Here is a 24,543-nt window from a genome sequence, read left to right on the forward strand (position 1 = left end):
GTTAGATCTCCATCCCGAAGTGCTCGCTGAAACGTACATCGCCTTCGATCATGTCGCGCATGTCGCCGACCTCGTTGCGGAACATGAGCGTGCGCTCGATGCCCATGCCGAAAGCAAAACCTGAATACTCGTCCGGGTCGATGCCGGCAGCGCGCAGGACGTTGGGATTGACCATGCCGCAGCCGCCCCATTCGATCCAGCGAGGGCCGCCCTTGGCGCCGGGGTGCCAAATGTCCAGCTCCGCGGACGGCTCGGTGAACGGGAAGTAGTTGGGACGCAGGCGGATCTGTGCCTCGTCTCCGAACATCTGCCGGGCGAAGTGCTCCAAAGTGCCGCGCAGGTCGGCCATGCTCAGCTTCTTGTCGATGGCCAGGCCCTCGAACTGGTGGAACACGGGCGTGTGGGTGGCATCGAGTTCATCGGTGCGGAATACCTTGCCCGGGCACAGCACGTAGATGGGCACTTCGCGCTCCAGCATGGAGCGGACCTGTACCGGGGAAGTGTGCGTGCGCATGAGCAGGTGCGCCTCGGGAGGCTCCACGAAGAAGGTGTCCTGCATTTCGCGGGCGGGGTGGTCGGGCTTGAAGTTGAGGGCGTCGAAGTTGAACCACTCGGACTCCACTTCGGGTCCTTCGGCGATTTCCCAGCCCATGCCGACGAAGATGTCCGCCACGCGGTCCTGCAGCGTGGACAGCGGGTGGCGCGCACCGGCACGGCGCCGTCGCGGCGCTGCCGTGACATCGACGGTTTCCTCCACAAGGATGCGGGCGTCGTTTTCGGCTTCGAGCACAGCGGTCCGTGCCGCGAGCGCCTGGTTGACGCGGCCACGGGAGGAACCCATGAGTTTGCCTGCGGCGGCCTTCTGCTCCTTGGGCAGGCCACCGATTTCACGGTTGGCAAGGCTCAAGGGCGACTTCTCGCCGGTGTGCGCCAAACGGACGGCTTTGAGTTCTTCGAGGGAGGATGCAGCGGCAATCGCGGCGACGGCTTCCTCAACGGCAGCGGTGATGGCGGCTTCATCCAGAGGGTTCGGGATGGCAGCGCCCGGCAAAGTGTCAGTCATCTACTGTTCTTAGCTACGAGTCGGAAATGGTCTTCACCAGGCAGGGCCATGGCAAAAGCAGGAGCGATGCTCGCTGGACGCGTCCGGCGGGCACTAACACCCAGTCTAGTAGACGGGTTCGGCGGGGCTTTAACCCGTGACACCGTCCGGACGGCGTTCGCCAGCGCCCGGGGCTAGCATGGCCTCATGACACCGGTCCGCACCATCACTGTCACCGGAGAAGGAACCGCTGAAGCCGTTCCCGACCTGCTCACGCTCACGCTCGCCGTCGAGGTCAGGCGCGACGCCGCCGAAGCTGCGTATGGCGACGCCGGAGCGATCGCCTCGGCTGTGACGGAGGCCTTGCGAGGGCACGGTGTGGCCGGTCTTGACCTGCGGACCAGTGGCCTCAATCTGCGTGCCGAACTCGTCTGGGCCGAACACCAAGGGCAAAAGGTCACTGGTTATGTTGCATCAACCACCTTGGTTGCCCGGGTCGGCCGGTCGTCAGCGGCCCCCGCGGCCATTTCCGCCGCGGTGGCTGCTGGCGGTGACAGCCTTCGCATCAACGGGATCGAACAAGGATTCACGGATGCCCCGGCCGTCGCGGCGCGGGCACAAGAGGCTGCATGGCGGGAAGCCGAAGCGCAGGCGGCCCGATTTGCCGCACTTGCCGGCGCCCGCTTGGGGCAAGTGCTATCCATCGATCAGCGGCCGGAGCATGGATCGTCGGTGCCCATGTTGGCCGGTATGCAGCGCGCCTCAGCGAGCGAAGGCGTGGCTATCGAAGCGGGACTGGTAGCGGTTTCCGCGAGCGTTGTGGTGCAGTGGGAGCTGGATTCGCCCGGGAGTGACGCCGACTGATCCGTGACCCTAGGTGGGCCGCGCCAGCCTAGTGAACAGCTCCCGCGGACAGCTTCGCGTCCAGAGGAGTCTCAAGCGCAGTGCGAACGACGACGGCGATCCCCCGGCCCATGTCGTGCGTCGCCATCCCAGGCGCGGCACTACCCTTCGGCAGTTGGGCTTCGTCATAGGGAACGTGGATGAAGCCGCCTCGCGCGCGCGGCGCAACAGCTCTGGAGAGCTCATGCATCAGGGCATAGAACACATGGTTGCATACGTACGTCCCGGCGGTCTGCGAGACTTCGGCGCGGATTCCCGCGATCTGCAGCGCTCGCAGCGCGGACTTCACCGGCAGTGTGCTGAAGTACGCCGCGGGCCCTCCCGGCACCACCGGTTCGTCGATGGGCCTGTTTCCGGTGTTGTCCGGGATTCTGGCGTCATCGCAGTTAATGGCCACGCGCTCCAGGGAGAGCCGGTCCCGGCCGCCGGCGAGCCCGACGCAGACGACCAACTCCGGGCGCACCCTCCGCATGGCCTCGCGCAGGACCGCAGCGGATTCCCCGAAAATGCACGGTAGTTCGAGCGTTTCCACTTCATGCCCTTCGGCGCGCAAAATTTCCCGCGCTTCGAGGACTGCAGCCCACGAGGGATTGCTGGAATCGCCGCCAAAAGGTTCGAATCCCGTCAGCAGAATCATGAACCCACCCTAGCAACAGCGGACCCGGCTTCCGGGTTCCCCTCTCGATCTTTCACAGGCCTTCTTTCACAGGCCTTCTTTCACAGGCCTTGACAAGTATTAGAACATATATTCGAATGGAGGCCATGAGATGGGACGCACAAGCACTTTCACCACAACGTGGTCCGGCACCCGGAGACAACAGCAACAGCGTTCTGTCCGGAGCCGCCCCAGCTTCGGACGCACTGCTGCCGCTGGCCGGGCTTGTGCGTTCCGTCTCAACTCCCGAATTCTCCGGAGTCACCTTTCATGAGGTCACCGCCAAATCGGTGCTCAACAAGGTGGCGTCCGGTTCCCAGATGCCTTTTGAATGGACGGTCAACCCCTACCGCGGATGCAGCCACGCCTGTGTCTATTGCTTCGCCCGCAAGAGCCACACCTATCTGGAGTTCGACGCCGGACACGATTTCGATTCCCAAGTGATAGTGAAGATCAACGCGGCAGAGGTCCTGCGCAAGGAACTGTCCAAACCGTCGTGGGGCCACCATCATGTGGCCCTTGGCACCAATACGGATCCCTACCAGCGGGCAGAGGGCCGCTACCAGCTGATGCCGGGGATCGTCCGGGCCCTGGCCGATTCCGGTACTCCGTTCTCCATCCTCACCAAGGGAACCCTCCTGGGCCGCGACATCCCCCTCCTCAAGCATGCCTCCAGCCAAGTGCCCGTGGATCTGGGAATCTCGCTGGCCATGACTGACGAAGCCCTGGCCTCGGCGGTGGAACCGGGCACGCCCGCACCGCGCGCCAGGCTCAAGCTCATCCGCCGGCTGCGCGAGGCCGGGCTGCCTTGTGGTGTCATGGCCATGCCCATCCTGCCGTGGCTGACGGACAGCGATGACGCCCTGGAGTCGCTCTTTACCGCCCTGTCCGGAGCCGGCGCCACTGGGGTGACTGCCGGGGCGTTGTACCTGAAGCCGGGCACGCGGGAATGGTTCATGCAATGGCTGGCGGCACACCACCCCCGCCTTGTCGGCAAGTACCAGCGTCTCTACGGCCAAGGCTCGTACGCCTCGAAGGAATACAGGACCTGGTTAACTGGCCGCATCAACTACTTCAAGGCCCGTCACGGCTTTTCCGGGAGCAGCGGTTTCAGCCACAGGAACGCGACCGCGGGCAAGGAGACATCGGCTTCCCTTCCACCGACTTCCTTTCCAACAACTGGTCAGTCCACTCTTTTCTAGCCGAGCAGGCCGGAGGCCACCCGTTCCAGCAGTGCGCGGACAATCGGCAGGTCAGCAGGAATCCACGGCAAGGTGAACGCCTCCTCTCCATTGCCAAGCGGAACCCATCGGAGTTCATCGTGGTCCTGGAGCGGACGCGGTTCGCCGTCAAGCAGTTCGGCGAACCATACCCTCATGACGGCCCGCTCGTTCAGGGGCCACCCGGCGCCTGCGTCCGGTTCCACTTCGGCCCCAACCCGGACAGTGATCCCGAGTTCCTCGAGCAGTTCGCGGTGCAGCGCGTCTTCGAAGGACTCCCCCGCCTCCAGCTTGCCGCCCGGAAACTCCCACATTCCCGCGAATTGCGGCGGGGCGCTGCGTCTTGCGGCCAGCAGCCGCTTCGGGTTTTCAAGGGAATCGACGACGGCGGCGCCCGCCACGCTTATCAGTCCAGTCACCGCAACAGTCTATTGGCCGTCAGGTCATCACCCCTGCCTATGGAAGTTGTCACATTCAGGCACATTCGCCGGAGACTCGCACTAAGCTTAAAAGTCGGCTTTATTCCCTTCGAGTGACATCCCGCTCGCCCCCCAAGAAACAGGACGATGACCACTACCGCTGTCAGCAAGACCTCCCAAAAGACCGGAAGCCGTCACGTGTCGCTGGCGATCTTCGCCCTTGCCATGGGTGGATTCGCCATCGGAACCACGGAGTTCACCATGATGGGCTTGCTCAAGGAGATCGAGCAGGGACTCAACATCAGCACTCCCGAGGCCGGGAACCTCATTTCCGCCTACGCCTTGGGCGTCGTAGTGGGTGCGCCGATCTTCGCGGCGCTGGGCGCCCGGCTCCCCCGCAAGCAACTTGCCTTGGGACTCATGCTGTTCCTCTCCATAGCGAACCTGACGTCCTTCATTGCACCGGACTACGGAACCATGTTGATCACGAGGTTTGCCTCGGGACTGCCGCATGGCGCCTTCTTCGGGATCGCCGCGGTCATTGCGGCGAGCCTGGTTGCTCCCACCAAGCGCGGTTGGGCAATTTCGATGGTCATGGGCGGTCTTACCATCGCCAACGTCATCGGTGTTCCTGCGGCTACCTGGCTCGGCCAGACTTTCGGGTGGCGCCTGCTCTTCGTGGTGGTGGGAGTCATCGGCCTGGCCACCAGCGTGTTGCTGTGGAAGTTTGTCCCCTTTGAGCCTGCCCACCCGGAGGCGAGCATCCGCCGGGAACTTGGTGCCCTCAAGCGCATTCAGGTGTGGCTGGCATTGCTGATCGGAATCATCGGTTTTGGCGGCTTCTTCGCGACCTACACGTACATCTCCCACACCATGACGTCCGTGGCCGGCATCCCACAGTCGCTGATACCCCTCGTAGTCGCCCTCTACGGACTCGGCATGGTGGCAGGCAATATCCTCGGCGGCCGCATCGCCGACAAGTCCGTCATGGGAACCATCTACCGGGTCCTTCCCCTCATCGCCTTGGCGCTGGTGGCCTACGCGGTCGCCGCCCACTGGGCGTGGTCGGCATTCATCATGGTCTTCATCGTCGGCGGTATCGGCTCCATGCTTATCCCGCCGTTGCAGACGCGCCTCCTGGACGCTTCGCCGGACGCCCCATCCTTGGCTTCTTCGCTCAACCACTCCGCCCTCAACATCGCCAACGCCCTCGGCGCGTTCCTCGGCGGCGTGGTCATCGCTTGGGGCTGGGGATACGTCGCCCCTGCCCTCGTCGGCGCTGTCCTGGCCATCCTTGGGCTCGGCGTCGCGGGCATCAGTGGCTGGTTGGAGCGCAAGCGGCCGCTGGCGGCATAGTGCTGGCGGATAACGCGCCCCCGCCGCTCTCTTGTCGCGGGGCTGCTTAGACCTGGACCCGCTCGACGTCGGGCTCCAGGTAGATGACCCGGGCGATCGGTACTGCAGTGCGGATCCTGAGTTCGGCGGCGTCGATCGCTTTGGCGATCGCCTGACCGGTATCTGCCGCGCCCACGCTGATCTTCGCGGCGACAAGCAACTCCTCCGGGCCCAGGTGCATGGTCTTGAGGTGGATGATGCGCGTGCCATCGGACTCAATGGCTTCCGTGATCCGCGCGTTGTCCTCTTTGGTGGCTGATTCGCCGAGTAGCAAGGACTTGGTTTCGACCGCGAGCACGACGGCGATTCCCACAAGAAGCAGGCCGATCATCCCTGTGCCCGCGGCGTCCCACAAGCCGTTGCCCGTGATGAGGGTCAGGCTCACGCCGAGCAGCGCGAAAACGAGGCCCAGGAGGGCTCCGAAATCCTCCAGGAGGATCACGGGCAGTTCCGGTTGCTTGGCGTTGCGGATGAACTTGATCCAGCTTTGTTTGCCGCGCAAGGGATTGGATTCGTGGATTGCGGTGCGGAAAGAGAAGGATTCCGCCACAATCGCACCGAGCAGCACGGCCAGCGGGACCCACCAGAAATCGCCTTCAATGGCGTGGGGGTGCTGGAATTTCTCCCCGGATTCGAACAGTGCGAAGAGGCCGCCAACGCTGAACAGCACGATCGAGACAATGAAGGCGTAGATGTAGCGTTCACGGCCATAGCCAAACGGGTGTTCGGGGCTTGCGGCGCGGTGCGCCCGCTTCCCGCCAAGCAGCAGGAGCAACTGGTTGCCGGAGTCGGCTACCGAGTGGATTGCCTCGGCCAACATCGACGACGACATCGTCAGCACGAAGGCGACGAACTTGAGCACAGCGATCGCCAGGTTGGCACTCAATGCCGCCACGATTGCCTTGGTACCGCCATTTGCAGCCACGAAAGCTACACCTCTTCTTCGGTTCAGGGGATGTGAGTGAATCGGCAGGAACGGACCGCGGGGTCGCGCCCCTGCAAGCAATACCGTACCTGTTGAGAAATTGTCAGGAGGCGTGCTGGGAGCGCGCGCTGGCATAAAGGCACACAGTGGCGGCTGTGCCGAGGTTCAGGCTTTCCGCCGAACCGTAGACGGGCACTGCGACACGATGGTCGGCAAGGGCCAGCTCCGAGTCTGAAAGTCCTTGCGCCTCGTTGCCGAACAGCCAGGCCGTCGGGGCTTCGAGTGCGTAGGCGGAAGGCGCTGCCGACGCGCCCAGGCGGCGTGCCGCGTTCTCGTCCTGAAGTTTGTCCAGGTTGAGGGTGCCGTAACCGTCCGCGGCGAGGATCCCGATGCCGCGCTCCCTGCAGAGGGCCACCAGTTCCTCGACGTCCGCACCCAGGACAACCGGCAGGTGGAAGAGCGAACCAGCCGTGGACCTCACAGCCTTCGGGTTGTAAATATCAACGCTGGAGGCCGTCAGGACCACTGCATCCGCCCCGGCCGCATCAGCGGCCCGAAGTACCGTTCCGGCGTTGCCGGGATCCCGCACTTGGCACATGACGGCGATCAGCCGCGGTCCGGCGTCGAGCACTGATTCAAGGCTGACGTCCACAAAACCGCAGACGGCCACAATCCCCTGGGGATTGACGGTGTCCGCCATGGCGGCCAGGACATCGTCATTCGCGAGCCGCAAGGCAACGCCGTCGGCGAGCTCGGCCAGTTCAGGGAGCCGGTCCAGGCAGCTTTCGCTCGCGAAGACTTCGTGTACGATGCCGGGCTCCCCCGCCGCGGCCCGCTCCCGGTGCAGGACCAGCGCCTCGCGGACGGCTTGGGGGCCTTCTGCGAGGAACCGACTGCGCTTTAAACGGGCCGGGCGCCCTGCAAGCTTCGCGACATCCCTGACCCGATCGGCTCGGGGGTTGGACATCGGAAGTTCTTGCGGGCGCCCGGTTTCGTTCATATACAGAACTTTAGTGGCAGTTGCCACTGTCCCATGAACTGAGGCTACGAGTGCTACTCAGCAGCTTCAGCGGCAGGCTTCTTCGCAGCCTTGGCCTTGGGGGCCTTGGCAGCGGGCTCTTCCTCGGAAACGGAGGCCTTGACTGCCGGAGCAGCCTTGGTAGCCGCAGAAGTCTTGGCGGCAGCCTTCGGAGCGGCTTCGGCCTTGACGGCCGGAGCGGAGGTGTCGGCAGGCAGGGAATCCTTGGCAACCTTGACCAGCGCGGCGAAAGCGTTGGCGTCGGAAACGGCCAGCTCTGCCAGCATGCGGCGGTCAACCTCGACCTCAGCGGCCTTCAGGCCCTGGATCAGGCGGTTGTAGGTCAGGCCGTTGGCGCGGGATGCAGCGTTGATGCGCTGGATCCAGAGGCGACGGAAGTCACCCTTCTTCTTGCGGCGGTCGCCGTAGCTGTACACAAACGAGTGCAGCAGCTGCTCTTTTGCCTTGCGGTACAGGCGAGACCGCTGACCGCGGTAACCCTTGGCCCGTTCAAGGACAACCCGACGCTTCTTGTGGGCGTTTACCGCCCGCTTCACACGTGCCACGTGCGTACTCCTTCAAAATTCTTATCCCAAGCTGCTACTGCCGGAAACCCGGCCGGCCTGAGAAGGCTTTGGTGTAGTCGGCAGCCACCGGATGGCAGCAACCAGAAAACTTGGAACTTAGACGCCGAGCATCTTCTTGATGACCTTGGCATCGCCCTTGAAGACGATCTTGTCGCCGGCAAGGCGACGGGTCAGGGTGGAGGACTTGTGCTCCAGGTAGTGGCGGCGGTTGGCCTGCTGACGCTTCAGCTTGCCGGTACCGGTCAGCTTGAAGCGCTTCTTAGCACCACTGTGGGTCTTCATCTTCGGCATGGGAACCGATCTCCTTACGTGTCCGCAGACTGGGTCTGCAGTTCTTTCGTGCAGCTACCCCATAGGGGGCGGCTGCTGCTTTCGTGCCGGGCGGAGGGGATGCCTCCGCCGGCGTGACTAGTTGGTCTTGCGTGCCGCTGGCTTCGGAGCGGCCTTGGGGGCTGCCGGTCGAGCAGCGGGCTTCGGAACCGCGGGCTTCGCCATCGGTTTCGGTACTGGCGTGGCAGCAGGCTTGGGGACAGCCGGTACAACAGGCTTCGAAGCTGCCTGCTGAGGAGCCTTTGCCGGTGCCGGCGCCTTCACTGGTGCCGGTGCCGGTGCGGCAACCGGAGCGGCCACCGGAGCTGCCTCAACCACGGGAGCCTTTTCGACAACCGGGGCTGCTTCAACCACGGGAGCCTTTTCGACAACCGGGGCTGCTTCAACTACGGGGGCTGCTTCAACCACAGGGGCTTCTTCGGCAACCGCTTCCTCAGCGGCCGGAGTCTCTTCGACTTCAGCAGCCTCCGCCTCAACGGCGTCGGGAGCGGTTTCCTCGGCCTGGGTTTCCCCAGCCTGAGTCAAGAGTTCCGCCGGGAGCAAGTCCGCGAGTGACTGGGTCAAGGGAGCATCCTCGCCTGAGACGTCAATCCGGCCTGCAGCCTTGGCTTCATTCTGGGCTTTGGCTTCTGCACGCTGCGCCGCGCGGCGGGCCTCGGCCTTGGCCTCAGCCTTGTTCTTCAACGGACCAATCACCATGACCATGTTGCGGCCATCGATGCGCGGGCTGGACTCAATCACGCCAACTTCGGCAACATCCTCAGCGAAGCGCTGCAACAGGCGGATGCCCATTTCAGGACGCTGCTGCTCACGTCCACGGAACTGGATCATGGCCTTCACCTTGTCACCGGCGCCCAGGAAGCGAAGCGCGTGGCCGCGCTTGGTCTCGTAGTCGTGGGTGTCGATCTTCAGGCGGAAGCGGATTTCCTTGAGAACCGTGTTGGTCTGGTTCTTGCGGGCCTCACGGGCTTTGACAGCGGCTTCGTACTTGTACTTGCCGAAGTCCATCAGCTTGCACACCGGAGGCTTCGCCTGCGGTGCAACTTCAACGAGATCCAGGTCAGCCTCGGCAGCCAGACGCAGGGCGTCCTCAATACGGACGATTCCAACCTGTTCGCCGGCAGGGCCGACCAAACGCACCTCGGGGACGCGGATACGCTCATTGATTCTTGGCTCGCTAATGTCAAAGCTCCTGTTGTTGTGATGAGTATTCCACCGGCAAATAGAGAAGGCCCCCAATTGCTGGCGCAATCGAAGGCCTCGAAGATCGGAGACGGCCCCTCAATGGAGCGTTCGCACCATTCAAGGCTGACCTTGAACGGTGTCCGACCAGGTACCCGGCAACTTACATCCCCGAAGGGAAACGGCTGACGCGGGTGGGAGAGAACTCCGCTTGCAAACTGAAAATCAATTCTACAGAAATCGGCAACCAACCGCACATTAACGATGGGTGGCCGAGCGCTGCGTGTGCCATGGGAAATGGCAACTTCCAGTCGGTCTGTGACAAGCTTACCAGCATGAGCACTTCTGACAGCAATTCCCTCGACCACGAGCCCACCGGCACCGACGCCGGAGTAGGCCAGCAGATCCGCGACATTTCGGAAGTTCCGGCTGTTGAGGTCATCACCACCGGCGCCGTTCACCTCATGAGCGCAGCGGCCGTCAAGGTGGGCTTGGCCGACGACCCCCAAGCCGGGGAGCTCAAGGACCTGGACGAAGCGCGCAAACTGATCACCGCTTTGGCCGGTCTGGTCACCGCCGCAGCACCGGAAATCGGTTCGCAGCACGCTGGCCCGTTGCGCGATGGCCTCCGCTCCCTGCAACTCGCGTTCCGCGAAGCTTCCCTGATCCCCGACGAACCGGGCAAGGGCCCGGGCGAAAAATTCACCGGCCCGGTCAACTGACACGGACTAACCCGTACGACCGCGACGGCGGGCTGGCCTCCTTGGCCGGCCCACCGTCGTCGTATCCTGGCCGCGTAGGCGCAACTCAGTTGGCGGGATCCTCCGCGCCCGCCCGGGTGGTGGTCATGATCCTGCGCCGACGCAGCTGAAGGAACAGCCCGGCAAGGCACAGCACCACTCCCGCCGTCCCGATGGCGACGAAGCCGGCCCACGGCCCCACGCCGTCGATAAAGAGCCCCGCGACCGGCGAACCGAAGGCCACGCCCGCCGTGAGAGCCGAGCCATACCAGCCCATTGCCTCGCCGCGCCGGTCCTCATCCACGATGTCGGCGACCTTTTCCGAAGCCGCGGACAACACCGGCGCGCAGAGCAGGCCGGGAAGCAGGGACAACAAAGCAAGGGTCCAGGTGTCCCCGGCGAAGCCCATCGGGATGGTCAAGGCCGCCATGCCCAGCAGGAGCAGGATGGGTGAGACGGGCCGGTGCATGGCGCCGTAGATGAGCCCGCCGACTACCGAAGAGGCACACCAGAAGAAGAAAACAATTCCGATCTCGCTCTCGTGCCCGCCGCGTTGCAACACCGCGACGATTCCGACGTCGGTACCGCTCAGTACCATGCCGGATCCTGCGGCGACGGCGAACACGGCGGCGACCGCCGCAGTGAACCACGTGAAGTTCCTGGCCATCTTTCCCCGCAGCCCGGAAGGTTGCGAGACCGTCGGAGCCATCTCTGCAGCGGCTTCCTGGAGATGGGCCGGCGCCGACGCCACCACCGCAGCTTCGGCCGCATGAAGCTCATCGGCATCCCGGTCAGCCGTCTGGCCGGCATCCAGGACGCCCTCGCTCCGGGTGGGCGGGTTGAACCACAGCAGGAAGAGCCCGGCGGCCGAGGTGCACACACCCACGATGGTCAGGCCGAGGACCGTGAACCCGCTGGTAGCCACGACCGCGCCCACCGCGGGGCCGATCATGAAGACCACTTCGGTGCCAATGGAGTCCAAGGCATAGGCCGAACGCCGCTGCTCGCCGTCAACCAGCACACCGAGGGACTGCCGGATGACGCTGAAGATCGGCAGCGTTAACAGGCCCCCGACGAAGACGAGCGGAAGGATCCATTCGTAGCTGACGTGCGGCACCACGGACCAAATCACCAGCTCAGACACCACCGACGGAATAAGCGCCTTGCGCAGGCCGACAGTGTCCACGCGCCGCCCTCGCCACGGAGCGCCAATCGCGATGCCGATGGTGAATACCGCGGCGGCAGCACCTGCGGCAGCGTATCCCTTGCCCAGGGTCAGCACGATGTGCAGGGTGAGCAGAACCCCCGCCGCAGAGTGCGGTATGCGGGCCACCATGCCCACCAGCAGGAGACGCCGCACGGACGTGATGGAAAGCATCTCCCGGTAGAGAGAGAAATTCACGAGATACATCCTCTGTTCTGCCGAGGGCAGGACAAGGACGTTCCCCCTGTGCCTTCGGCTACTGTGCCGCCCGCTGCAAGCTGACTTCGATCGAGTCAACCCGCTCGGCGAACAATTCGTTCTGCGCCCAACGTCCGTTCAGCCCGGAGACGAGATCCTGCACCGCGGCGGCATCCAGACCGTCTTCGAGGTACAGAACCACACGCAATTCGGGCCCGGGTCCCCCGCCGGCCATGGCCGATCCATCAGCCGTGCGCGAAGCCATCCCCGATCCTGGCCGAATCTCCAGGCGGCGCACGGCCGGGTACGTCCCAGCCAAGGAATTGAGAGCAGACTCCAGTTCATCATCAAGGTACGACGGCGTCCAGTCGCGCTGCTGCGCCAGTGACCACATGGCAGGCCGGCGCACGACGAAGGTGACATCCGAACCGGGATCCAAGACAAGCAGCTGGGCTCCCTCCGACACGGCAGACAACGCCGCCCGGGCCGCATAAACCGCGACGGGACGAGCCTGTGGGTGCCACGCTTCAAGGGCGGCAGCCGAGGTGAACACGGGCATAGCCGTGCGGCCATCCGGTGCTTTCAATGTCACGAGCGCCATGTCGGCCTGCTTGTCGGCATGGAGGCCGTCCACGCCTTCGGCATCCTCAGCGAGCTGGGCCACCACCGGGACAAAGACCCTGGCCGTTGCCAACGAAGCCACTACGCCAGCCTCGCTGCCGGTACCGGCGAGCAGGGCCGCGACGGCGGCGAGGTACCCGGCGTCGGCCGTTCCGTCGTCGTCCTCGAAATTGTGGATCTTGGCGGCGTCTCCGCCCAGGTCGCGGCCCGCCCAGGGCCGGCCGGCAGAATCGCCTGCTCCCCCGGCACCCGCCAGGGCTGCAGCAATGTGCCCGGGCAACTGCCGGGGTGCCGCAGTCGAAGCCTTGTCAGCCGGGGACCGTGGATCCTGCGACATCAGCGGCGGCCGGCGACGTCCAGGGCCTCCGGAAGCGTGAAGGCACCGGCGTACAGCGCCTTGCCGACGATCGCTCCTTCGACCCCGAGGGGTACGAGCTCCCGCAGGACACGCAGGTCCTCGAGGCTCGAGATGCCGCCCGACGCAACGACAGGTTTGCCCGTCTTTTCCACCATCTGGCGCAACAGCTCGACGTTGGGACCCTGCAACGTTCCGTCCTTCGTGACGTCGGTGACCACGTAGCGGGCGCAACCGGCCTCCTCAAGCCGGGCCAGCACCTCCCAGAGATCCCCGCCCTCCTTGGTCCAGCCCCGGCCCGCGAGCGTTGTGCCGCGGACGTCGAGACCGACGGCGATCTTGTCACCGAAGCGGTCGATGGCCCGACGGGTCCATTCGGGGTTCTCCAACGCGGCGGTTCCGAGGTTCACGCGGGCGACGCCGAGCTCAAGTGCACGCTCGAGGGATTCGTCGTCGCGCAGTCCGCCGGACAGCTCCACCTTGACGTTCAGCTGCGAGACGACCTCGCTGATGAGGTCGGCATTGTTGCCGCGGCCGAAAGCTGCGTCCAGGTCCACCATATGCACCCACTCGGCTCCGGCGTTCTGCCAGTTCAGTGCTGCTTCAAGCGGGGTGCCGTAGCTCGTCTCGGAGCCGGCTTCTCCTTGAAGGAGTCGGACGGCCTGGCCGTCGACGATGTCGACGGCGGGCAGGAGTTCCAGGACGGGCAGTTCGGAGGCGGTGGTCATTGAAGTCCTCGGTGTTGTGGGGACGGGCGTCAGTTGCCCGGCAGGTATTTGGCAGGCGCAGTCATTTGGAAGGCGCACTCATTTGGAAGGCAAGGTGAAGAGGTAGGCCGCCAGCAATGCCAGGCCGGCCAGGACGTAGAACGAAATAGAGACCCAGGCGGGGCGTTTCTGCTGGTGGAAGGAGATTCCGCCGCCAACCAACAGCCCGGCCGCGCCCATGAAGATAACAGACCACATATTAGGCAGCGCCTCCGGCCCCGGCCGCCTGCGGCTGGGTTTTTGCCTGCGGGCGCAAGCCATCGACCCAGTTTCGCAGGAGCCGCGCTCCGGCGTCGCCCGACTTCTCGGGGTGGAACTGCGTGGCGCACAACGGACCGTTTTCCACGGCGGCGATGAAGGGGGCGCCATGCTCGGACCAGGTCACCTTCGGCGGAGCCATGCGGGGCTGGACGACGTCGAATTCCCACTTCTGCACGCCGTACGAGTGAACGAAATAGAAGCGTTCGTGCTCGACGCCGGCGAACAGCTTTGAGCCTTCGGGCACGTCCACGGTGTTCCAGCCCATGTGCGGGACAACGGGCGCAGGGAGGAGTTCCACCTTCCCGGGCCACTCGCCCATGCCTTCGGCCTCGGTACCGTGCTCCACTCCGGCCTCGAACAACACCTGGAGCCCGACGCAGATGCCCAGGACGGGCCGGCCCCCGGCGACACGGCGGCCGATCATCCGGATGGCGTCTACTGCCTTGAGTTCGCGCATCACCGTTTCGAAGGCGCCGACGCCGGGGACCAGGAGCCCGTCAGCGTTCAGGACATCTTCGGGCCTGGCGCTCAACGTGACTGCCGCTCCGGCACGCTCAAGCGCCCGGACCGCCGAGCGGACATTGCCCGAGCCGTAGTCAAGGACCGTTACGGTCGGTTTTCCCTCAGGCGAGGCAATGCGGCTGGCGGCCTTCGGATCCACGACAGCACCATCCTTGAGGATGTGCCTACTCACAAGGCGCCCTTGGTGGACGGAATGCCTTCGACGCGGGGGTCGGACTCGACGGCGGAACGGAGCGCACGGGCGAACGCCTTGAACTGGGCTTCCACGATGTGGTGCGGATCCCGACCGGCCAGGACATTCATGTGAAGGCAGATGCCGGCGTGCAGGGTGATGGCCTCAAAGACGTGGCGGGTCAGCGAACCGGTGAAGTGTCCACCGATCAGGTGGTATTCCTGGCCGGCGGGCTCACCGCCATGGACCAGGTAAGGGCGTCCGGAGACGTCGACGACGGCGTGGGCCAGCGCTTCATCCAGAGGGACCGTGGCCTCGCCGAAGCGGCGGATGCCGGCTTTGTTACCCAAGGCGGTGCGGAGGACCTCACCGAAGGTGATAGCAACATCCTCCACGGTGTGGTGGGCGTCGATGTGGGTGTCTCCGGTCGCCTTGACGGTCATGTCGATGAGCGAATGCTTGCAGAGCGCCGTCAGCATGTGGTCATAGAACGGCACCGAGGTACTGATATCCGAGACTCCCGTGCCGTCGAGGTTGATTTCAACCAGGACGGAGGACTCACTGGTGGTGCGTTCCATGCGTGCTGTCCGGGCGGCCGCCGTGCTGGCGCCGTTTTCGCTCATTGATGATCCTTAGGAGGAAGGTGTGGTGGGACTTGTTCAAGTCTAGGCCGGTGCGGAGACCTGGCCGTCCAGCAAGGCTTCAAGCGCCTCAAGGAAGGCCGTGGTCTCCGGCTCTGTACCGGCGGTGACACGGAGGTGGCCCGGTATGCCGACGTCGCGGATCAGGACACCGCGCTCCAGGAGGCCTTGCCACAGGGCGTGGGGGTTTTCGATTCCGCCGAAGAACACATAGTTCGAATCCGAGGCGGCGGGCTTGAAGCCCATGCGGGTCAACTCGCTGACAATGCGGTCGCGTTGGATCTTGATGTCCTCGACGTCGGCCATGAGGGCTTCGCGGTGCCGGAGGGCAGCCAGCGCGGTTGCCTGGGTGATGGCGGACAGGTGATACGGAAGGCGGACCAAGCGGATCGCATCGGCGACCTCGGGTGCAGCTGCCATGTAGCCGATGCGTGCACCGGCCAGGGCGAACGCCTTGCTCATGGTCCGGGAGACAATAAGGCGCTCCCGGCCAGGGAGGAGCGTCAACGCACTTGGCGTGTTGTCGTGGGCGAACTCGTGGTAGGCCTCGTCCACGATCACGACCGTCTGGCTCGCCTCGCCGGCCTCGTAAACGGCTTCGACGACGTCCAGCCCAAGCCCCGTGCCGGTGGGGTTGTTCGGGGAGCAGAGGAACACGACATTCGGCTTGAGTTCGCGGACCTGCGCGGCGGCCGAGGCTGCATCGAGTCCATAGTCTTCAGCGCGAACTCCAGCGATGTATGCCGTGTCGGTTCCGCTGGCAAGCAGAGGGTACATGGAGTACGTGGGCGGGAAACCGAGCGCGGTCCGGCCGGGGCCACCGAAAACCTGGAGGATCTGCTGCAGTACTTCGTTGGAGCCGTTGGCAGCCCAGATGTTCTCGGCCGCAAGGTCGTGGCCGAGGTATTCCGCAAGGGCCTCGCGCAGTTCGGTGAATTCGCGGTCGGGATAGCGGTTCAGTCCGACGGCGGCTGCCGCTACCGCTTCGGTGATGGCTGCCTGGACATCGGCTGGTACGCCATGCGTGTTTTCGTTGACGTTGAGCAAAATCGGAACATCAAGCTGCGGCGCGCCATACGGGCTCAGGCCGCGGAGGTTGGTCCGGAGGGGAAGTCGGTCAAGTCGCTCAAGCTGGTCACTCACCATGACAGTTTAAGGCGCCACGGTGGATGCACTGAAACTGTGACGGCCCGGCGCCCGTCCAGGCGAACTGTCAGCCCGGCCAACCTTGCTGTCAGGTGGCAGGAATGAACAGTTGCTGGCCCGGCACGATGTGGCCGTCCTGAAGGTTGTTCAGCTGGATAATCTCGGCAACGACGTCGCGCGGATCCCGGGAAGGCGCGGCAATGCCCGCAATCCCCCACAAGGACTGGCCCACTTGCACCGTAACGCTCGCACTGGAGGTGGGCTGCAGCTCGGCGGCGGAATCAGCAGCCTTGGCCGGCGAATTCAGGAATCCCGCCAGGCTGAGCAGCACTGCGACCAAGAGCATTCCAGGGACGCCGAAGAAGACCACGCGGCCCCGGCGGGTCAGGCGAAGCCGGCCCGGTGCCGTACTGCGGCCGGACCTGTGGGTGATGGTGATTGCGGACATGAGCTGAGCCCTTCTGAACAATGCCGCGTTCCGGAATCTCTGGTTGCGGCTGCCAATTCTTGCCTTCAGTCAGTGCTTGCAGGACGGTTGTTCGTTGTTCTGTTCGAACGATTCGAACGAACACCCGGATCCTGCATCACTTTTATAGAACACATATTCGAACCTTGCTATGACATTTTTAGCACTTATCAACGAACGATGTCGAGACTCGCTAGAACAAATGTTTGAAAAACGCCTGTGCCTGCCCTACGTTTGAGTGAAGGAACGAGCACTGAACCAGTGCAACAGGAGGGTCTGACATTTCAGGCCGACAGTCCCGGCAAGCGCCTCAGGGCCGAACGGGCGGAACGGAAGGGCGTTGGCGAACATGGCAGCGAAAGCCACTGGCAGCGGGTCGGCCTCAGCGCGGAGCCAGCAGCCGCAGAAGGCCCCCAAGAGCCTGACCGTCCGCCAGAAGAAAATCCTGGAGACCATCCAACGTTCAGTGAACGATCACGGCTATCCGCCGTCGATGCGCGAAATCGGGGACACGGTTGGTTTGGCCAGCTTGTCCAGCGTCACGCACCAGTTGTCACAGCTCGAGAAGCTCGGCTATCTTCGTCGCGATCCCAAGCGCCCGCGTGCGATGGAAGTCCTCATGCCCTTGACCCTGGACGGCGGCTCCGTCATACCCGGCGTTGAAGCGCCGGCGAAACTCCGCAGCGCCGGCGGCATGGCCGTCACGGAACTCGCGAGTGCCAGTGACACGGCCATGGTTCCCCTCGTCGGGCGCATTGCCGCCGGCGGACCCATCCTGGCGGACCAGACCGTCGAAGACGTCCTGCCGCTGCCCCGCCAGTTGGTAGGCCATGGCGAGCTCTTCATGCTCAGGGTCGCCGGCGATTCCATGATCGACGCAGCTATCTGCGATGGAGACTGGGTGGTGGTACGGCGTCAAAACGACGCCCTCAACGGCGACATCGTGGCCGCACTCCTGGACGATGAAGCCACCGTCAAGACCTTCCGGCAGCGCGACGGCCATACGTGGCTGCTCCCCCAGAACACGCAGTACGAGCCCATCCTGGGCGACCATGCCACCATCATGGGCAAAGTCGTCTCGGTCCTGCGTTCACTTTAGTTCGCGGTAGCGGGGAACTACCCGGGCCAAGGACCGGGTCTTGTTTCCAGCTCCGGGGCAACAGGTTCCGGGATCGGAAACAAGCGCCGGTTTTCGCGGGCCTTAGGCCGCTGCTTGCTGGTGCGGCCGATCTAAGCCTTGGCTGAGTCGGCGTAAAGCCGTTCCAGCGCACCCCGCACCACTGAACGGTCCGTGGTGGGCCAGAAGGGCGGCAACGCTGCCCGGAGGAAGTTGCCATAGCGCTCGGTCGAAAGCCGTGAATCCAGGACTGCCACGACGCCCTTGTCCCCGGTTGAGCGGATGAGGCGGCCGGCCCCTTGGGCCAGCCGGATGGCCGCGTGCGTTGCCGAAACTGCCATGAAACCGTTGCCGCCGGCCTGCGCCACCGCGCGGGACCGTGCCGTCATCAGGGGATCGTCCGGACGAGGGAACGGTATCCGGTCAATCACTACCAGCCGGCATGAACCGCCTGGAACGTCAACGCCCTGCCAGAGGGACATGGTGCCGAACAGGCATGTGTCCTCCTCCTCGGCAAACTGCCTCACCAACGCGGCCATGGTCGATTCGCCTTGGCACAGGATGTCCATGTCCAGGCGTGATCGCATCGCTTCCGCCGCGTCCTCCGCCGCACGTCGGGAAGAAAAGAGGCACAAGGCTCCGCCGTGCGAGGCCTTGATGAGCTCTTCAAGTTCGTCAAGCGCTTCGGGCGAGGTGCCGCGCCCCGGCTTAGGCAGGTGCTTGGCGACGTACAGCATGCCCTGCTTCGGGTAGTCGAAGGGCGAGCCTACATCCACGCCTGTCCAGCTGGGGGCGCCTTGTCCGGTCAGGCCCAGCCCTCCGGCTGTGGCCTCGAATGCAGAGCCGATTGCCAAGGTGGCGGAGGTCAACACCACGGTATGGCCTGCGAAGAGCCCTTCCCGGAGGCGTCCGGCAACGCTGAGCGGCGCGATATTGATGAGCGCGGGCGAATCCTCGTCGGGCGCCGTGTAGCCCTGCTGCGGATCAAAAGTACTGTTCCGGGAAAACCATACGACTTCCCGGTTTTCCCGCGCCGCGAGGAGCCGTTCGCACAGCTCGAGGATCAACATCAGCCGTGAGCGCGCGAGCTGGCGTCCGCCGTCGACCGCGTTGGACGAATCTCCCTTCGAATCGGAAAGCGCTGCACGGCAGGCTTCCCGGAGCTGGTCCACGCAATCAAGTTGCTCATCATTGAGCCCGTTGGGCAGGAGGCCGGACGGCGCACCGATGATCGCGAGTTCCAGGCGGTCCGCGACGGCGTTCAGCGCGTCCACGGTGATGGCCGTGTGTTTGCGGGCGCTGGAGGCCGCGGCATGGATCATCGCCACGGACAGCTGCCCGGACACAGCCCCGGTCACCCGGTCCTGGAGCTCGTGGGCCTCGTCCACCACGACGACGTCGTATTCGGGCAACACGGCCAGGCCTTCGAAGGCGCTGACTGCGAGCATCGCGTGATTGGTGACCACGACGTCGGACTCCGCGGCACGGTGGCGGGCCAGCTCGCTGAAGCACTCCTCCGCCATGGGACACTTCTGAGCCCCGAGGCACTCCATCGAGGTGACGGATACCTGGCGCCAGGCCCGGTCCGTCACGCCCGGCATAAGTTCATCCCGGTCCCCCGTTGCGGTCTTCCCGGCCCACTCACGCAGCCGCAGGACTTCCTTGCCAAGCTGCGAGGCCGGGCCGCCGATGGCTGCGGCGAGATGCGGAACGCTCGTGTCCTCGCCGAGGGAGAACAACTGCCCCTCAGCAGGCTCCTCGCTGGGGAACCCGCCCTCCAGCTTGTGCCGGCAGACATAGTTGGCCCGGCCCTTGACCAGGGCGATGCTGACCGGGCGCTCCAGCTCCGGATTGATGGTTTCCAGGAGCCGGGGCAAATCCCGGCCCACGATCTGCGTCTGCAGGGCGAGGGTGGCCGTGGACACGAGCGTAGGCTTGTTGCTTTCCATCGCGTGCGCAATCAGCGGAATCAAGTACGCGAGGGACTTGCCCGTGCCTGTGCCCGCCTGGACCAGGAGGTGTTCGCCGGTCTCGATCGCCCGCGCCACCTGCCTGGCCATCTGGTGTTGGCCCGTGCGGTTTTGGCCGCCCATACCGGCAACGGCTTTGTCCAGGAGTTCGAGGGCGGTCCGTTCCCCCACGGTCTCGCCGCGCTCCCCCGCCTCTGGATCAACCATTGCTGACGAACGACTCCAACTCGGCTGCCAGGTTCTCATGGACCATGGCCACCACGCGGGTGCCTTCCTCCTCATGCTCGAGGCTGAGGATTTCGGCGTCGGTGTTGTGCAGTTTGTTGATGAGCTCGCCCCGGTTGTACGGAATCAGAACCTCAAGGCGCACGCCGGGACGCGGAATGGCCTCGCTGATGGCTCCAAGGAGTTCGGCAATGCCCTGTCCTGTGCGGGTGGACACGACGACGTGGCGGGGCTCTTTTTGCTTGAGCCGCTCCACGACAAACGGATCCGCGACGTCCGCCTTGTTCAGGACAATGATTTCCGGGATCTTCCGGGCATCCACTTCGCTGAATACCGTGCGGACGGCCGCGATCTGGCCTTCCGGGTCGGGATGCGAAACGTCCACGACATGGAGGATCAGATCGGCGTCGGCCACCTCTTCCAGCGTGGAGCGGAAAGCCTCCACGAGCTGGGTGGGCATCGAACGCACGAAACCGACGGTGTCCGAGAGCGTGTAGCCGATCCCGTCAGGGGTCTGGGCCTTGCGGACCGTGGGATCCAGGGTGGCGAACAACGCGTTCTCCACGAGGACACCGGCATCCGTCAGGCGGTTGAGCAGTGACGACTTTCCGGCATTCGTGTAACCGGCGATGGCGACCGAAGGAACGGCATTACGACGGCGGTTGGCCCGCTTGGTCTCGCGCGATGGCTTCATCGCGGCGATTTCACGCCGCAGTTTGGCCATGCGTGTGCGGATTCGACGGCGGTCCAGTTCGATCTTGGTTTCACCAGGACCACGGGAACCCATGCCTGCGCCGGCACCACCCACCTGGCCACCGGCCTGGCGGGACATGGAATCGCCCCAGCCACGCAGGCGCGGCAACAGGTATTCCAGCTGCGCCAGCTCAACCTGGGCTTTGCCCTCGCGGCTTTTGGCATGCTGGGCGAAGATGTCGAGGATCAACGTGGTGCGGTCCACCACCTTGACCTTGACGATGTCTTCAAGGCCGCGCCGCTGGGACGGTGCCAGTTCGGCGTCGACCACCACGGTGTCCGCACCGGTGGCCATCACGATGTCCTTGAGCTCTATGGCTTTGCCTGAGCCAAGGAACGTGCCGGGGTCCGGCTTCATGCGGCGCTGGACGATCCCGTCCAGGACTTCCGAGCCGGCCGTTTCGGCCAGGGCGGCAAGTTCCCTCAGGGAATTCTCGGCGTCGGCCAGGGTGCCTTCGGTCCAGAGGCCTGCCAGCACGACGCGCTCAAGGCGCAGCTGCCGGTATTCGACCTCGGTGACATCTTCAAGTTCCGTGGACAGGCCCGCTGTACGGCCCAGGGCCCGGCGTTCGGCCAGATCCTCTTGATCGCCGTCGTAGATGCTGTGTTCTTCGTCCAGGCGGGAAATCGCCTGGGCCTTGCCAAACACGCCCCGGGGTTCGTCGCGGTCCTGGACTATGGCAGGTGCGTCCTTGGAGAGAATCCGGTCGATGACAGCCTGGATTTCTTCAGGACTCATGTCCTGGGCGTCGGAATCGGGTCCGGTGTTCTTCTGCGTGGTCATGGTCTCCTTTAGGGGTTCGGCATTTCCAGAATAGTGCCGATTCGTCTCTTGTGGCGCGGAATTCGCGCAGGGCTGATGCCTGGCAAGGCTCTGCCGATGGCCTCGGACCTCCACCCGGACGGACTGCGCGGATTGCGTGCACAGATCCCAGGAGGGGAAGGGGACGATCTGCTGAGTGTCCAGCCGCCAAAAAAGCGGCGTCTGGAACGGACCTGCCAAGGCGGAATGGCGCTGCAAATGAAGCAGGCCTGCGTCGCGGGCGGTGCCGGCTACTCAAAGATCAAGAACATGCGGATCAGACTATCAGACCCCGTCAAGCCCGGGTTGAACCGGCATGGAGCAGTGCGCGGTTTCCCTTGCCCGCTGCTGGCCACTAATCTGGCAAGCTATGGAGTCTGCTCACTATTTCAGCGCACAGCCCGCGGGGCCGTTCAACCGCAAGCCCCTCACGGTGGAACTGGCCGGCGCGACCCGCCGGCTCCAGACATCGGGCGGCATCTTCAGCCCTGACGGGATCGACAAGGGAACAGCGATCCTGCTCTCCGAGGTTCCACCGCCGGCCCCGCAGGGAAATCTGCTGGACATCGGCTGCGGCTGGGGTCCCATTGCGTTGACGATGGGGCTCATGGCTCCGCACGCGCGCGTCCACGCCGTTGATGTCAACGAGCGCTGCGTCACCTTGACCAACGAGAATGCCGCCCTGCTGGAGCTCGGGAATGTCACAGCGAGCCTGCCCGACGACGTCGACCCTGCCGTGATGTTCGACACCATCTGGTCAAACCCGCCCATCCGCATCGGCAAGGATGAACTCCACAACCTGCTGCTCAGGTGGCTGCCGCGGCTCGCTCCCGGTGGAAACGCCTGGCTTGTGGTGCAGAAAAACCTTGGAGCGGACTCGCTTCAGCGCTGGCTGGCCGATACCCTCGACGGTTCCTTCTCGGTATCCCGGGAAAATACGTCGAAATCCTTCCGCGTGCTGCGAATCAGGAAAGCGTCCCGCTAGCGACAATCACTGCGGGGCCGCTGAGTTCCACGTGTTCGCGACCGCTTTCTCCCGGGAAGAAGCGCACGCCGACGACGCCGCCCGGCACCTTGACGCGCCACGTGTCGGGAGCGCCTTCCCCGGCCCAGTGCCGGATGGCGACGGCGGCCGCGCAGGCACCGGTGCCGCACGATTGGGTCTCACCGACGCCGCGTTCGTGGACCCGCATGGTGATGTTGCCTATGCCATCGTGAACGAGGGGCTCCGCGGGAACCACGAATTCGACGTTGGTGCCGTTGGCCGGCTTGGGATCGACGATGGGTGCCTTGAAGAGCTGGGTGGATTTGAGCTCTGAAAGTTCGGCCAACGCCACTACAGTGTGCGGGTTGCCCATGCTGACAGAGAGGGCAGGCCGGGCGACTTCAAGACCGTCGGCGCTGACGAGGGAGTCCATGGCCTTGCTGGTGGCATCCTTGGGGAAAATGAACTCCCACGGACCCATGTCCACCGCATAGCCCTCAGCGGTCCGGACAATCTTCTTGATGCCGCCGCGCGTCCCGATGGTCAGGGATTCACCTGCGTTGAGGGTGACAAGGCCCTGCTCGATCAGGAATTGGACGAAGACGCGGACGCCGTTGCCGCACATCTCGGACAATGAGCCGTCGCCATTGCGGTAGTCCATGAACCACTCGGCATCGGAGTCAGCTTCGAGCAGCTGGAGGCCTTCGGGCAGGAATCTCGAAGGGACTGCTCGGATGAGCCCGTCTCCGCCGATGCCCAAGTGGCGGTCACAAAGCGCTGCGACCTGCTCAGGGGAGATCTGGTGCGCATCTTCGGGGTCCGCAATGAGGACGAAGTCGTTGCCTGTACCGTGCCCCTTGGAGAAGGCCAGCCCGTGAAGACCGGACGCGGGTACGGCACCGCTGGCAGCGGCAGGCTGCGGGGCGGAAAATGCAAGGGTTTCATCCATGGCTCAAGGCTACCTGCACTAGGGGTTGCGCCTAAATCACCGACGCCGGGCTCGCGCAGATTTCTGCGGCTTTGGCCACCAAATCCGGATCCTGCCAGTCGAGCCAATGGATCCGGGGGTCGGCCCGGAACCAGGTGAGCTGGCGCCGCGCGAATTGCCGGGTGGCCACGACGGTTTCTTCGGCCGCGGTAGCCGTATCGGACTCGCCGTCGAGGACCCTCAGGAACTGGGCATATCCCAGCGCCCGCGATGCCGTCTTGCCTTGTCGCAGCCCGGCGGCGTCCAGCCGCGCGACCTCCTCAAGAAGTCCCGCGTCGACCATCCCCAGGACTCGCGCGGCCAAACGCTCGCGCAGTACTCCGCGGTCGACGTCGAGCCCTATCTGTACGGCCGGCCGGAAGTACTCGCGCTTCGGCATGAAGGAGCTGAACGGACGCCCCGTGAGCTCGAAGACTTCCAGCGCGCGGATGACGCGGCGGGCGTCACCGAGCCTTCCGGCAGAAACGGGGTCGACGTGTTGAAGGCGTTCTTGGAGGCCCGAAAGACCGGATGATTCGTGCTCGTGCTCCAGCCGTTGCCGTACGCCAGGGTCCGTGCCGGGAAATTCCAGGACATCCAACGCGGCCCGGACGTAAAGGCCGGAGCCGCCCACCAGGATGGCACGCTTGCCGCGGTTGTGAATATCACGGATGGCGGTCCGGCAGTCGGCTTGGAAAGCGGAGACGCTGGCTTCCTCGGTGACCTCCATCGTGTCCAGGAGGTGGTGGGGCACTCCCCTGCGTTCAGTGACGCTGATCTTGGCCGTGCCGATATCCATTCCACGGTAGAACTGCATGGCATCGGCGTTGATGACCTCGCCGTCGATCGCGAGGGCGAGGTGGACGGCGAGATCGGACTTACCGGAACCGGTGGGTCCGACGACGGCGATCACGGGCGGATTCGGATCAACTGATCCGGCCGGTACTGCTGTCAT

Annotated in this window: 26 protein-coding genes; 6 read left to right on the top strand and 20 right to left on the bottom strand. The window is 64.5% G+C overall.

From position 1 onward, the window contains the following. Position 1: 1 nt before the first annotated feature. Positions 2 to 1,063 (bottom strand): phenylalanine--tRNA ligase subunit alpha, encoded by a 1,062-nt coding sequence (gene pheS, locus ABD742_RS14660; protein ID WP_078105647.1) that lies wholly within the window; start codon positions 1,061 to 1,063, stop codon positions 2 to 4. 186 nt (positions 1,064 to 1,249) lie between these two features. Between pheS and ABD742_RS14665 the strand changes: the two genes are divergently transcribed. Continuing rightward, a complete protein-coding gene (locus tag ABD742_RS14665; RefSeq protein WP_234753150.1) occupies positions 1,250 to 1,906 on the top strand; it encodes an SIMPL domain-containing protein in 657 nt (218 codons plus the stop codon). 28 nt (positions 1,907 to 1,934) lie between these two features. On the opposite strand, the gene pcp is transcribed toward ABD742_RS14665, so the two are convergent. Further along, complete coding sequence (pcp, locus tag ABD742_RS14670) at positions 1,935 to 2,582, bottom strand: pyroglutamyl-peptidase I (RefSeq protein WP_234753149.1); 648 nt, start codon at positions 2,580 to 2,582, stop codon at positions 1,935 to 1,937. A 125-nt stretch (positions 2,583 to 2,707) separates the two neighbouring features. Between pcp and ABD742_RS14675 the strand changes: the two genes are divergently transcribed. Continuing rightward, entirely contained in the window at positions 2,708 to 3,802 is a 1,095-nt protein-coding gene (locus ABD742_RS14675; RefSeq protein WP_234753148.1) for an Rv2578c family radical SAM protein, read from the top strand. Here ABD742_RS14675 and ABD742_RS14680 read toward each other — a convergent pair. Beyond that, positions 3,799 to 4,239 carry a (deoxy)nucleoside triphosphate pyrophosphohydrolase gene (locus tag ABD742_RS14680; RefSeq protein WP_234753147.1) on the bottom strand — a complete coding sequence of 147 codons (441 nt, stop codon included), beginning with the start codon at positions 4,237 to 4,239 and terminating at the stop codon, positions 3,799 to 3,801. The genes ABD742_RS14675 and ABD742_RS14680 overlap by 4 nt on opposite strands. Before the next feature lie 147 nt (positions 4,240 to 4,386). Here ABD742_RS14680 and ABD742_RS14685 point away from each other — a divergent pair, with 147 nt between their 5' ends. Continuing rightward, positions 4,387 to 5,595 (top strand): MFS transporter, encoded by a 1,209-nt coding sequence (locus tag ABD742_RS14685; protein WP_234753146.1) that lies wholly within the window; start codon positions 4,387 to 4,389, stop codon positions 5,593 to 5,595. 46 nt (positions 5,596 to 5,641) lie between these two features. Here the strand turns inward: ABD742_RS14685 and ABD742_RS14690 are convergent, their stop codons facing one another. From ABD742_RS14690 to infC, 5 genes are all read right to left on the bottom strand, one after another. Further along, positions 5,642 to 6,559, bottom strand: a complete 918-nt coding sequence (locus ABD742_RS14690) for a cation diffusion facilitator family transporter (RefSeq protein WP_234753145.1) — start codon at positions 6,557 to 6,559, stop codon at positions 5,642 to 5,644. A 103-nt stretch (positions 6,560 to 6,662) separates the two neighbouring features. Next, positions 6,663 to 7,559 (bottom strand): TrmH family RNA methyltransferase, encoded by an 897-nt coding sequence (locus ABD742_RS14695; RefSeq protein ID WP_234753144.1) that lies wholly within the window; start codon positions 7,557 to 7,559, stop codon positions 6,663 to 6,665. 53 nt (positions 7,560 to 7,612) lie between these two features. Further along, positions 7,613 to 8,143 (bottom strand): 50S ribosomal protein L20, encoded by a 531-nt coding sequence (gene rplT / locus ABD742_RS14700; protein ID WP_234753143.1) that lies wholly within the window; start codon positions 8,141 to 8,143, stop codon positions 7,613 to 7,615. Between the two features lie 117 nt (positions 8,144 to 8,260). Beyond that, a complete protein-coding gene (gene rpmI / locus ABD742_RS14705; protein ID WP_059387794.1) occupies positions 8,261 to 8,455 on the bottom strand; it encodes a 50S ribosomal protein L35 in 195 nt (64 codons plus the stop codon). A 117-nt stretch (positions 8,456 to 8,572) separates the two neighbouring features. Beyond that, the gene (infC, locus tag ABD742_RS14710) at positions 8,573 to 9,634 is read right to left on the bottom strand and encodes a translation initiation factor IF-3 (protein ID WP_234753142.1); all 1,062 of its coding nucleotides are present in this window, start codon (positions 9,632 to 9,634) and stop codon (positions 8,573 to 8,575) included. 377 nt (positions 9,635 to 10,011) lie between these two features. Between infC and ABD742_RS14715 the strand changes: the two genes are divergently transcribed. Further along, positions 10,012 to 10,398 (top strand): DUF1844 domain-containing protein, encoded by a 387-nt coding sequence (locus tag ABD742_RS14715; protein WP_234753141.1) that lies wholly within the window; start codon positions 10,012 to 10,014, stop codon positions 10,396 to 10,398. 85 nt (positions 10,399 to 10,483) lie between these two features. Here ABD742_RS14715 and ABD742_RS14720 read toward each other — a convergent pair whose 3' ends face one another. From ABD742_RS14720 to ABD742_RS14755, 8 genes are all read right to left on the bottom strand, one after another. Next, positions 10,484 to 11,818, bottom strand: a complete 1,335-nt coding sequence (locus ABD742_RS14720) for an MFS transporter (protein ID WP_234753140.1) — start codon at positions 11,816 to 11,818, stop codon at positions 10,484 to 10,486. 58 nt (positions 11,819 to 11,876) lie between these two features. Further along, the gene (locus tag ABD742_RS14725; RefSeq protein WP_234753139.1) at positions 11,877 to 12,776 is read right to left on the bottom strand and encodes an SseB family protein; all 900 of its coding nucleotides are present in this window, start codon (positions 12,774 to 12,776) and stop codon (positions 11,877 to 11,879) included. Next, entirely contained in the window at positions 12,776 to 13,522 is a 747-nt protein-coding gene (priA, locus tag ABD742_RS14730) for a bifunctional 1-(5-phosphoribosyl)-5-((5-phosphoribosylamino)methylideneamino)imidazole-4-carboxamide isomerase/phosphoribosylanthranilate isomerase PriA (protein WP_234753138.1), read from the bottom strand. The genes ABD742_RS14725 and priA overlap by 1 nt, the downstream gene beginning before the upstream one ends. Before the next feature lie 78 nt (positions 13,523 to 13,600). Next, on the bottom strand, positions 13,601 to 13,759 hold the full coding sequence (locus ABD742_RS14735; protein WP_234753137.1) for a hypothetical protein: 159 nt from the start codon (positions 13,757 to 13,759) through the stop codon (positions 13,601 to 13,603). Position 13,760: 1 nt separating this feature from the next. Continuing rightward, positions 13,761 to 14,516: an imidazole glycerol phosphate synthase subunit HisH gene (gene hisH, locus ABD742_RS14740; protein ID WP_234753136.1), complete on the bottom strand. Its 756-nt coding sequence runs from the start codon at positions 14,514 to 14,516 to the stop codon at positions 13,761 to 13,763. Then, positions 14,513 to 15,139: an imidazoleglycerol-phosphate dehydratase HisB gene (gene hisB / locus ABD742_RS14745; RefSeq protein WP_234753135.1), complete on the bottom strand. Its 627-nt coding sequence runs from the start codon at positions 15,137 to 15,139 to the stop codon at positions 14,513 to 14,515. Before hisB ends, hisH begins: the two co-directional genes overlap by 4 nt. Positions 15,140 to 15,181: 42 nt before the next feature. Next, a complete protein-coding gene (locus ABD742_RS14750; RefSeq protein WP_234753134.1) occupies positions 15,182 to 16,300 on the bottom strand; it encodes a histidinol-phosphate transaminase in 1,119 nt (372 codons plus the stop codon). Between the two features lie 91 nt (positions 16,301 to 16,391). Next, entirely contained in the window at positions 16,392 to 16,751 is a 360-nt protein-coding gene (locus ABD742_RS14755; RefSeq protein WP_234753133.1) for a LysM peptidoglycan-binding domain-containing protein, read from the bottom strand. 367 nt (positions 16,752 to 17,118) lie between these two features. On the opposite strand from ABD742_RS14755, the gene lexA reads away from it, so the two are divergent. Further along, positions 17,119 to 17,868 carry a transcriptional repressor LexA gene (gene lexA / locus ABD742_RS14760; RefSeq protein ID WP_234753132.1) on the top strand — a complete coding sequence of 250 codons (750 nt, stop codon included), beginning with the start codon at positions 17,119 to 17,121 and terminating at the stop codon, positions 17,866 to 17,868. A gap of 131 nt (positions 17,869 to 17,999) precedes the next feature. On the opposite strand, the gene ABD742_RS14765 is transcribed toward lexA, so the two are convergent. After that, entirely contained in the window at positions 18,000 to 20,063 is a 2,064-nt protein-coding gene (locus ABD742_RS14765) for an ATP-dependent DNA helicase (protein ID WP_234753131.1), read from the bottom strand. Next, a complete protein-coding gene (hflX, locus tag ABD742_RS14770; protein WP_234753130.1) occupies positions 20,056 to 21,618 on the bottom strand; it encodes a GTPase HflX in 1,563 nt (520 codons plus the stop codon). The genes ABD742_RS14765 and hflX overlap by 8 nt, the downstream gene beginning before the upstream one ends. 388 nt (positions 21,619 to 22,006) lie before the next feature. On the opposite strand from hflX, the gene ABD742_RS14775 reads away from it, so the two are divergent. Continuing rightward, positions 22,007 to 22,621 (top strand): class I SAM-dependent methyltransferase, encoded by a 615-nt coding sequence (locus ABD742_RS14775; protein WP_234753129.1) that lies wholly within the window; start codon positions 22,007 to 22,009, stop codon positions 22,619 to 22,621. On the opposite strand, the gene dapF is transcribed toward ABD742_RS14775, so the two are convergent. Both dapF and miaA read right to left on the bottom strand, forming a co-directional pair. After that, a complete protein-coding gene (gene dapF / locus ABD742_RS14780) occupies positions 22,602 to 23,570 on the bottom strand; it encodes a diaminopimelate epimerase (RefSeq protein ID WP_234753128.1) in 969 nt (322 codons plus the stop codon). The two genes, ABD742_RS14775 and dapF, sit on opposite strands and share 20 nt — an antisense overlap. A 31-nt stretch (positions 23,571 to 23,601) precedes the next feature. Further along, a complete protein-coding gene (miaA, locus tag ABD742_RS14785) occupies positions 23,602 to 24,543 on the bottom strand; it encodes a tRNA (adenosine(37)-N6)-dimethylallyltransferase MiaA (RefSeq protein WP_234753127.1) in 942 nt (313 codons plus the stop codon).

It is taken from the genome of Arthrobacter ramosus, assembly GCF_039535095.1.
Lineage (GTDB): Bacteria > Actinomycetota > Actinomycetes > Actinomycetales > Micrococcaceae > Arthrobacter > Arthrobacter ramosus.

Bases quoted from the DNA above. Each gene is read 5' to 3' on its own strand.
- ABD742_RS14755 (WP_234753133.1), bottom strand. From the start codon at position 16,751: ATGTCCGCAATCACCATCACCCACAGGTCCGGCCGCAGTACGGCACCG.
- dapF (WP_234753128.1), bottom strand. From the start codon at position 23,570: ATGGATGAAACCCTTGCATTTTCCGCCCCGCAGCCTGCCGCTGCCAGC.
- ABD742_RS14695 (WP_234753144.1), bottom strand. From the start codon at position 7,559: ATGAACGAAACCGGGCGCCCGCAAGAACTTCCGATGTCCAACCCCCGA.
- priA (WP_234753138.1), bottom strand. From the start codon at position 13,522: ATGACCACCGCCTCCGAACTGCCCGTCCTGGAACTCCTGCCCGCCGTC.
- ABD742_RS14735 (WP_234753137.1), bottom strand. From the start codon at position 13,759: ATGTGGTCTGTTATCTTCATGGGCGCGGCCGGGCTGTTGGTTGGCGGC.
- hflX (WP_234753130.1), bottom strand. From the start codon at position 21,618: ATGACCACGCAGAAGAACACCGGACCCGATTCCGACGCCCAGGACATG.
- hisB (WP_234753135.1), bottom strand. From the start codon at position 15,139: ATGAGCGAAAACGGCGCCAGCACGGCGGCCGCCCGGACAGCACGCATG.
- ABD742_RS14715 (WP_234753141.1), top strand. From the start codon at position 10,012: ATGAGCACTTCTGACAGCAATTCCCTCGACCACGAGCCCACCGGCACC.
- miaA (WP_234753127.1), bottom strand. From the start codon at position 24,543: ATGACAGCAGTACCGGCCGGATCAGTTGATCCGAATCCGCCCGTGATC.
- ABD742_RS14675 (WP_234753148.1), top strand. From the start codon at position 2,708: ATGAGATGGGACGCACAAGCACTTTCACCACAACGTGGTCCGGCACCC.
- ABD742_RS14665 (WP_234753150.1), top strand. From the start codon at position 1,250: ATGACACCGGTCCGCACCATCACTGTCACCGGAGAAGGAACCGCTGAA.
- rpmI (WP_059387794.1), bottom strand. From the start codon at position 8,455: ATGCCGAAGATGAAGACCCACAGTGGTGCTAAGAAGCGCTTCAAGCTG.
- lexA (WP_234753132.1), top strand. From the start codon at position 17,119: ATGGCAGCGAAAGCCACTGGCAGCGGGTCGGCCTCAGCGCGGAGCCAG.
- ABD742_RS14775 (WP_234753129.1), top strand. From the start codon at position 22,007: ATGGAGTCTGCTCACTATTTCAGCGCACAGCCCGCGGGGCCGTTCAAC.
- ABD742_RS14685 (WP_234753146.1), top strand. From the start codon at position 4,387: ATGACCACTACCGCTGTCAGCAAGACCTCCCAAAAGACCGGAAGCCGT.
- pheS (WP_078105647.1), bottom strand. From the start codon at position 1,063: ATGACTGACACTTTGCCGGGCGCTGCCATCCCGAACCCTCTGGATGAA.
- pcp (WP_234753149.1), bottom strand. From the start codon at position 2,582: ATGATTCTGCTGACGGGATTCGAACCTTTTGGCGGCGATTCCAGCAAT.
- ABD742_RS14765 (WP_234753131.1), bottom strand. From the start codon at position 20,063: ATGGTTGATCCAGAGGCGGGGGAGCGCGGCGAGACCGTGGGGGAACGG.
- ABD742_RS14725 (WP_234753139.1), bottom strand. From the start codon at position 12,776: ATGTCGCAGGATCCACGGTCCCCGGCTGACAAGGCTTCGACTGCGGCA.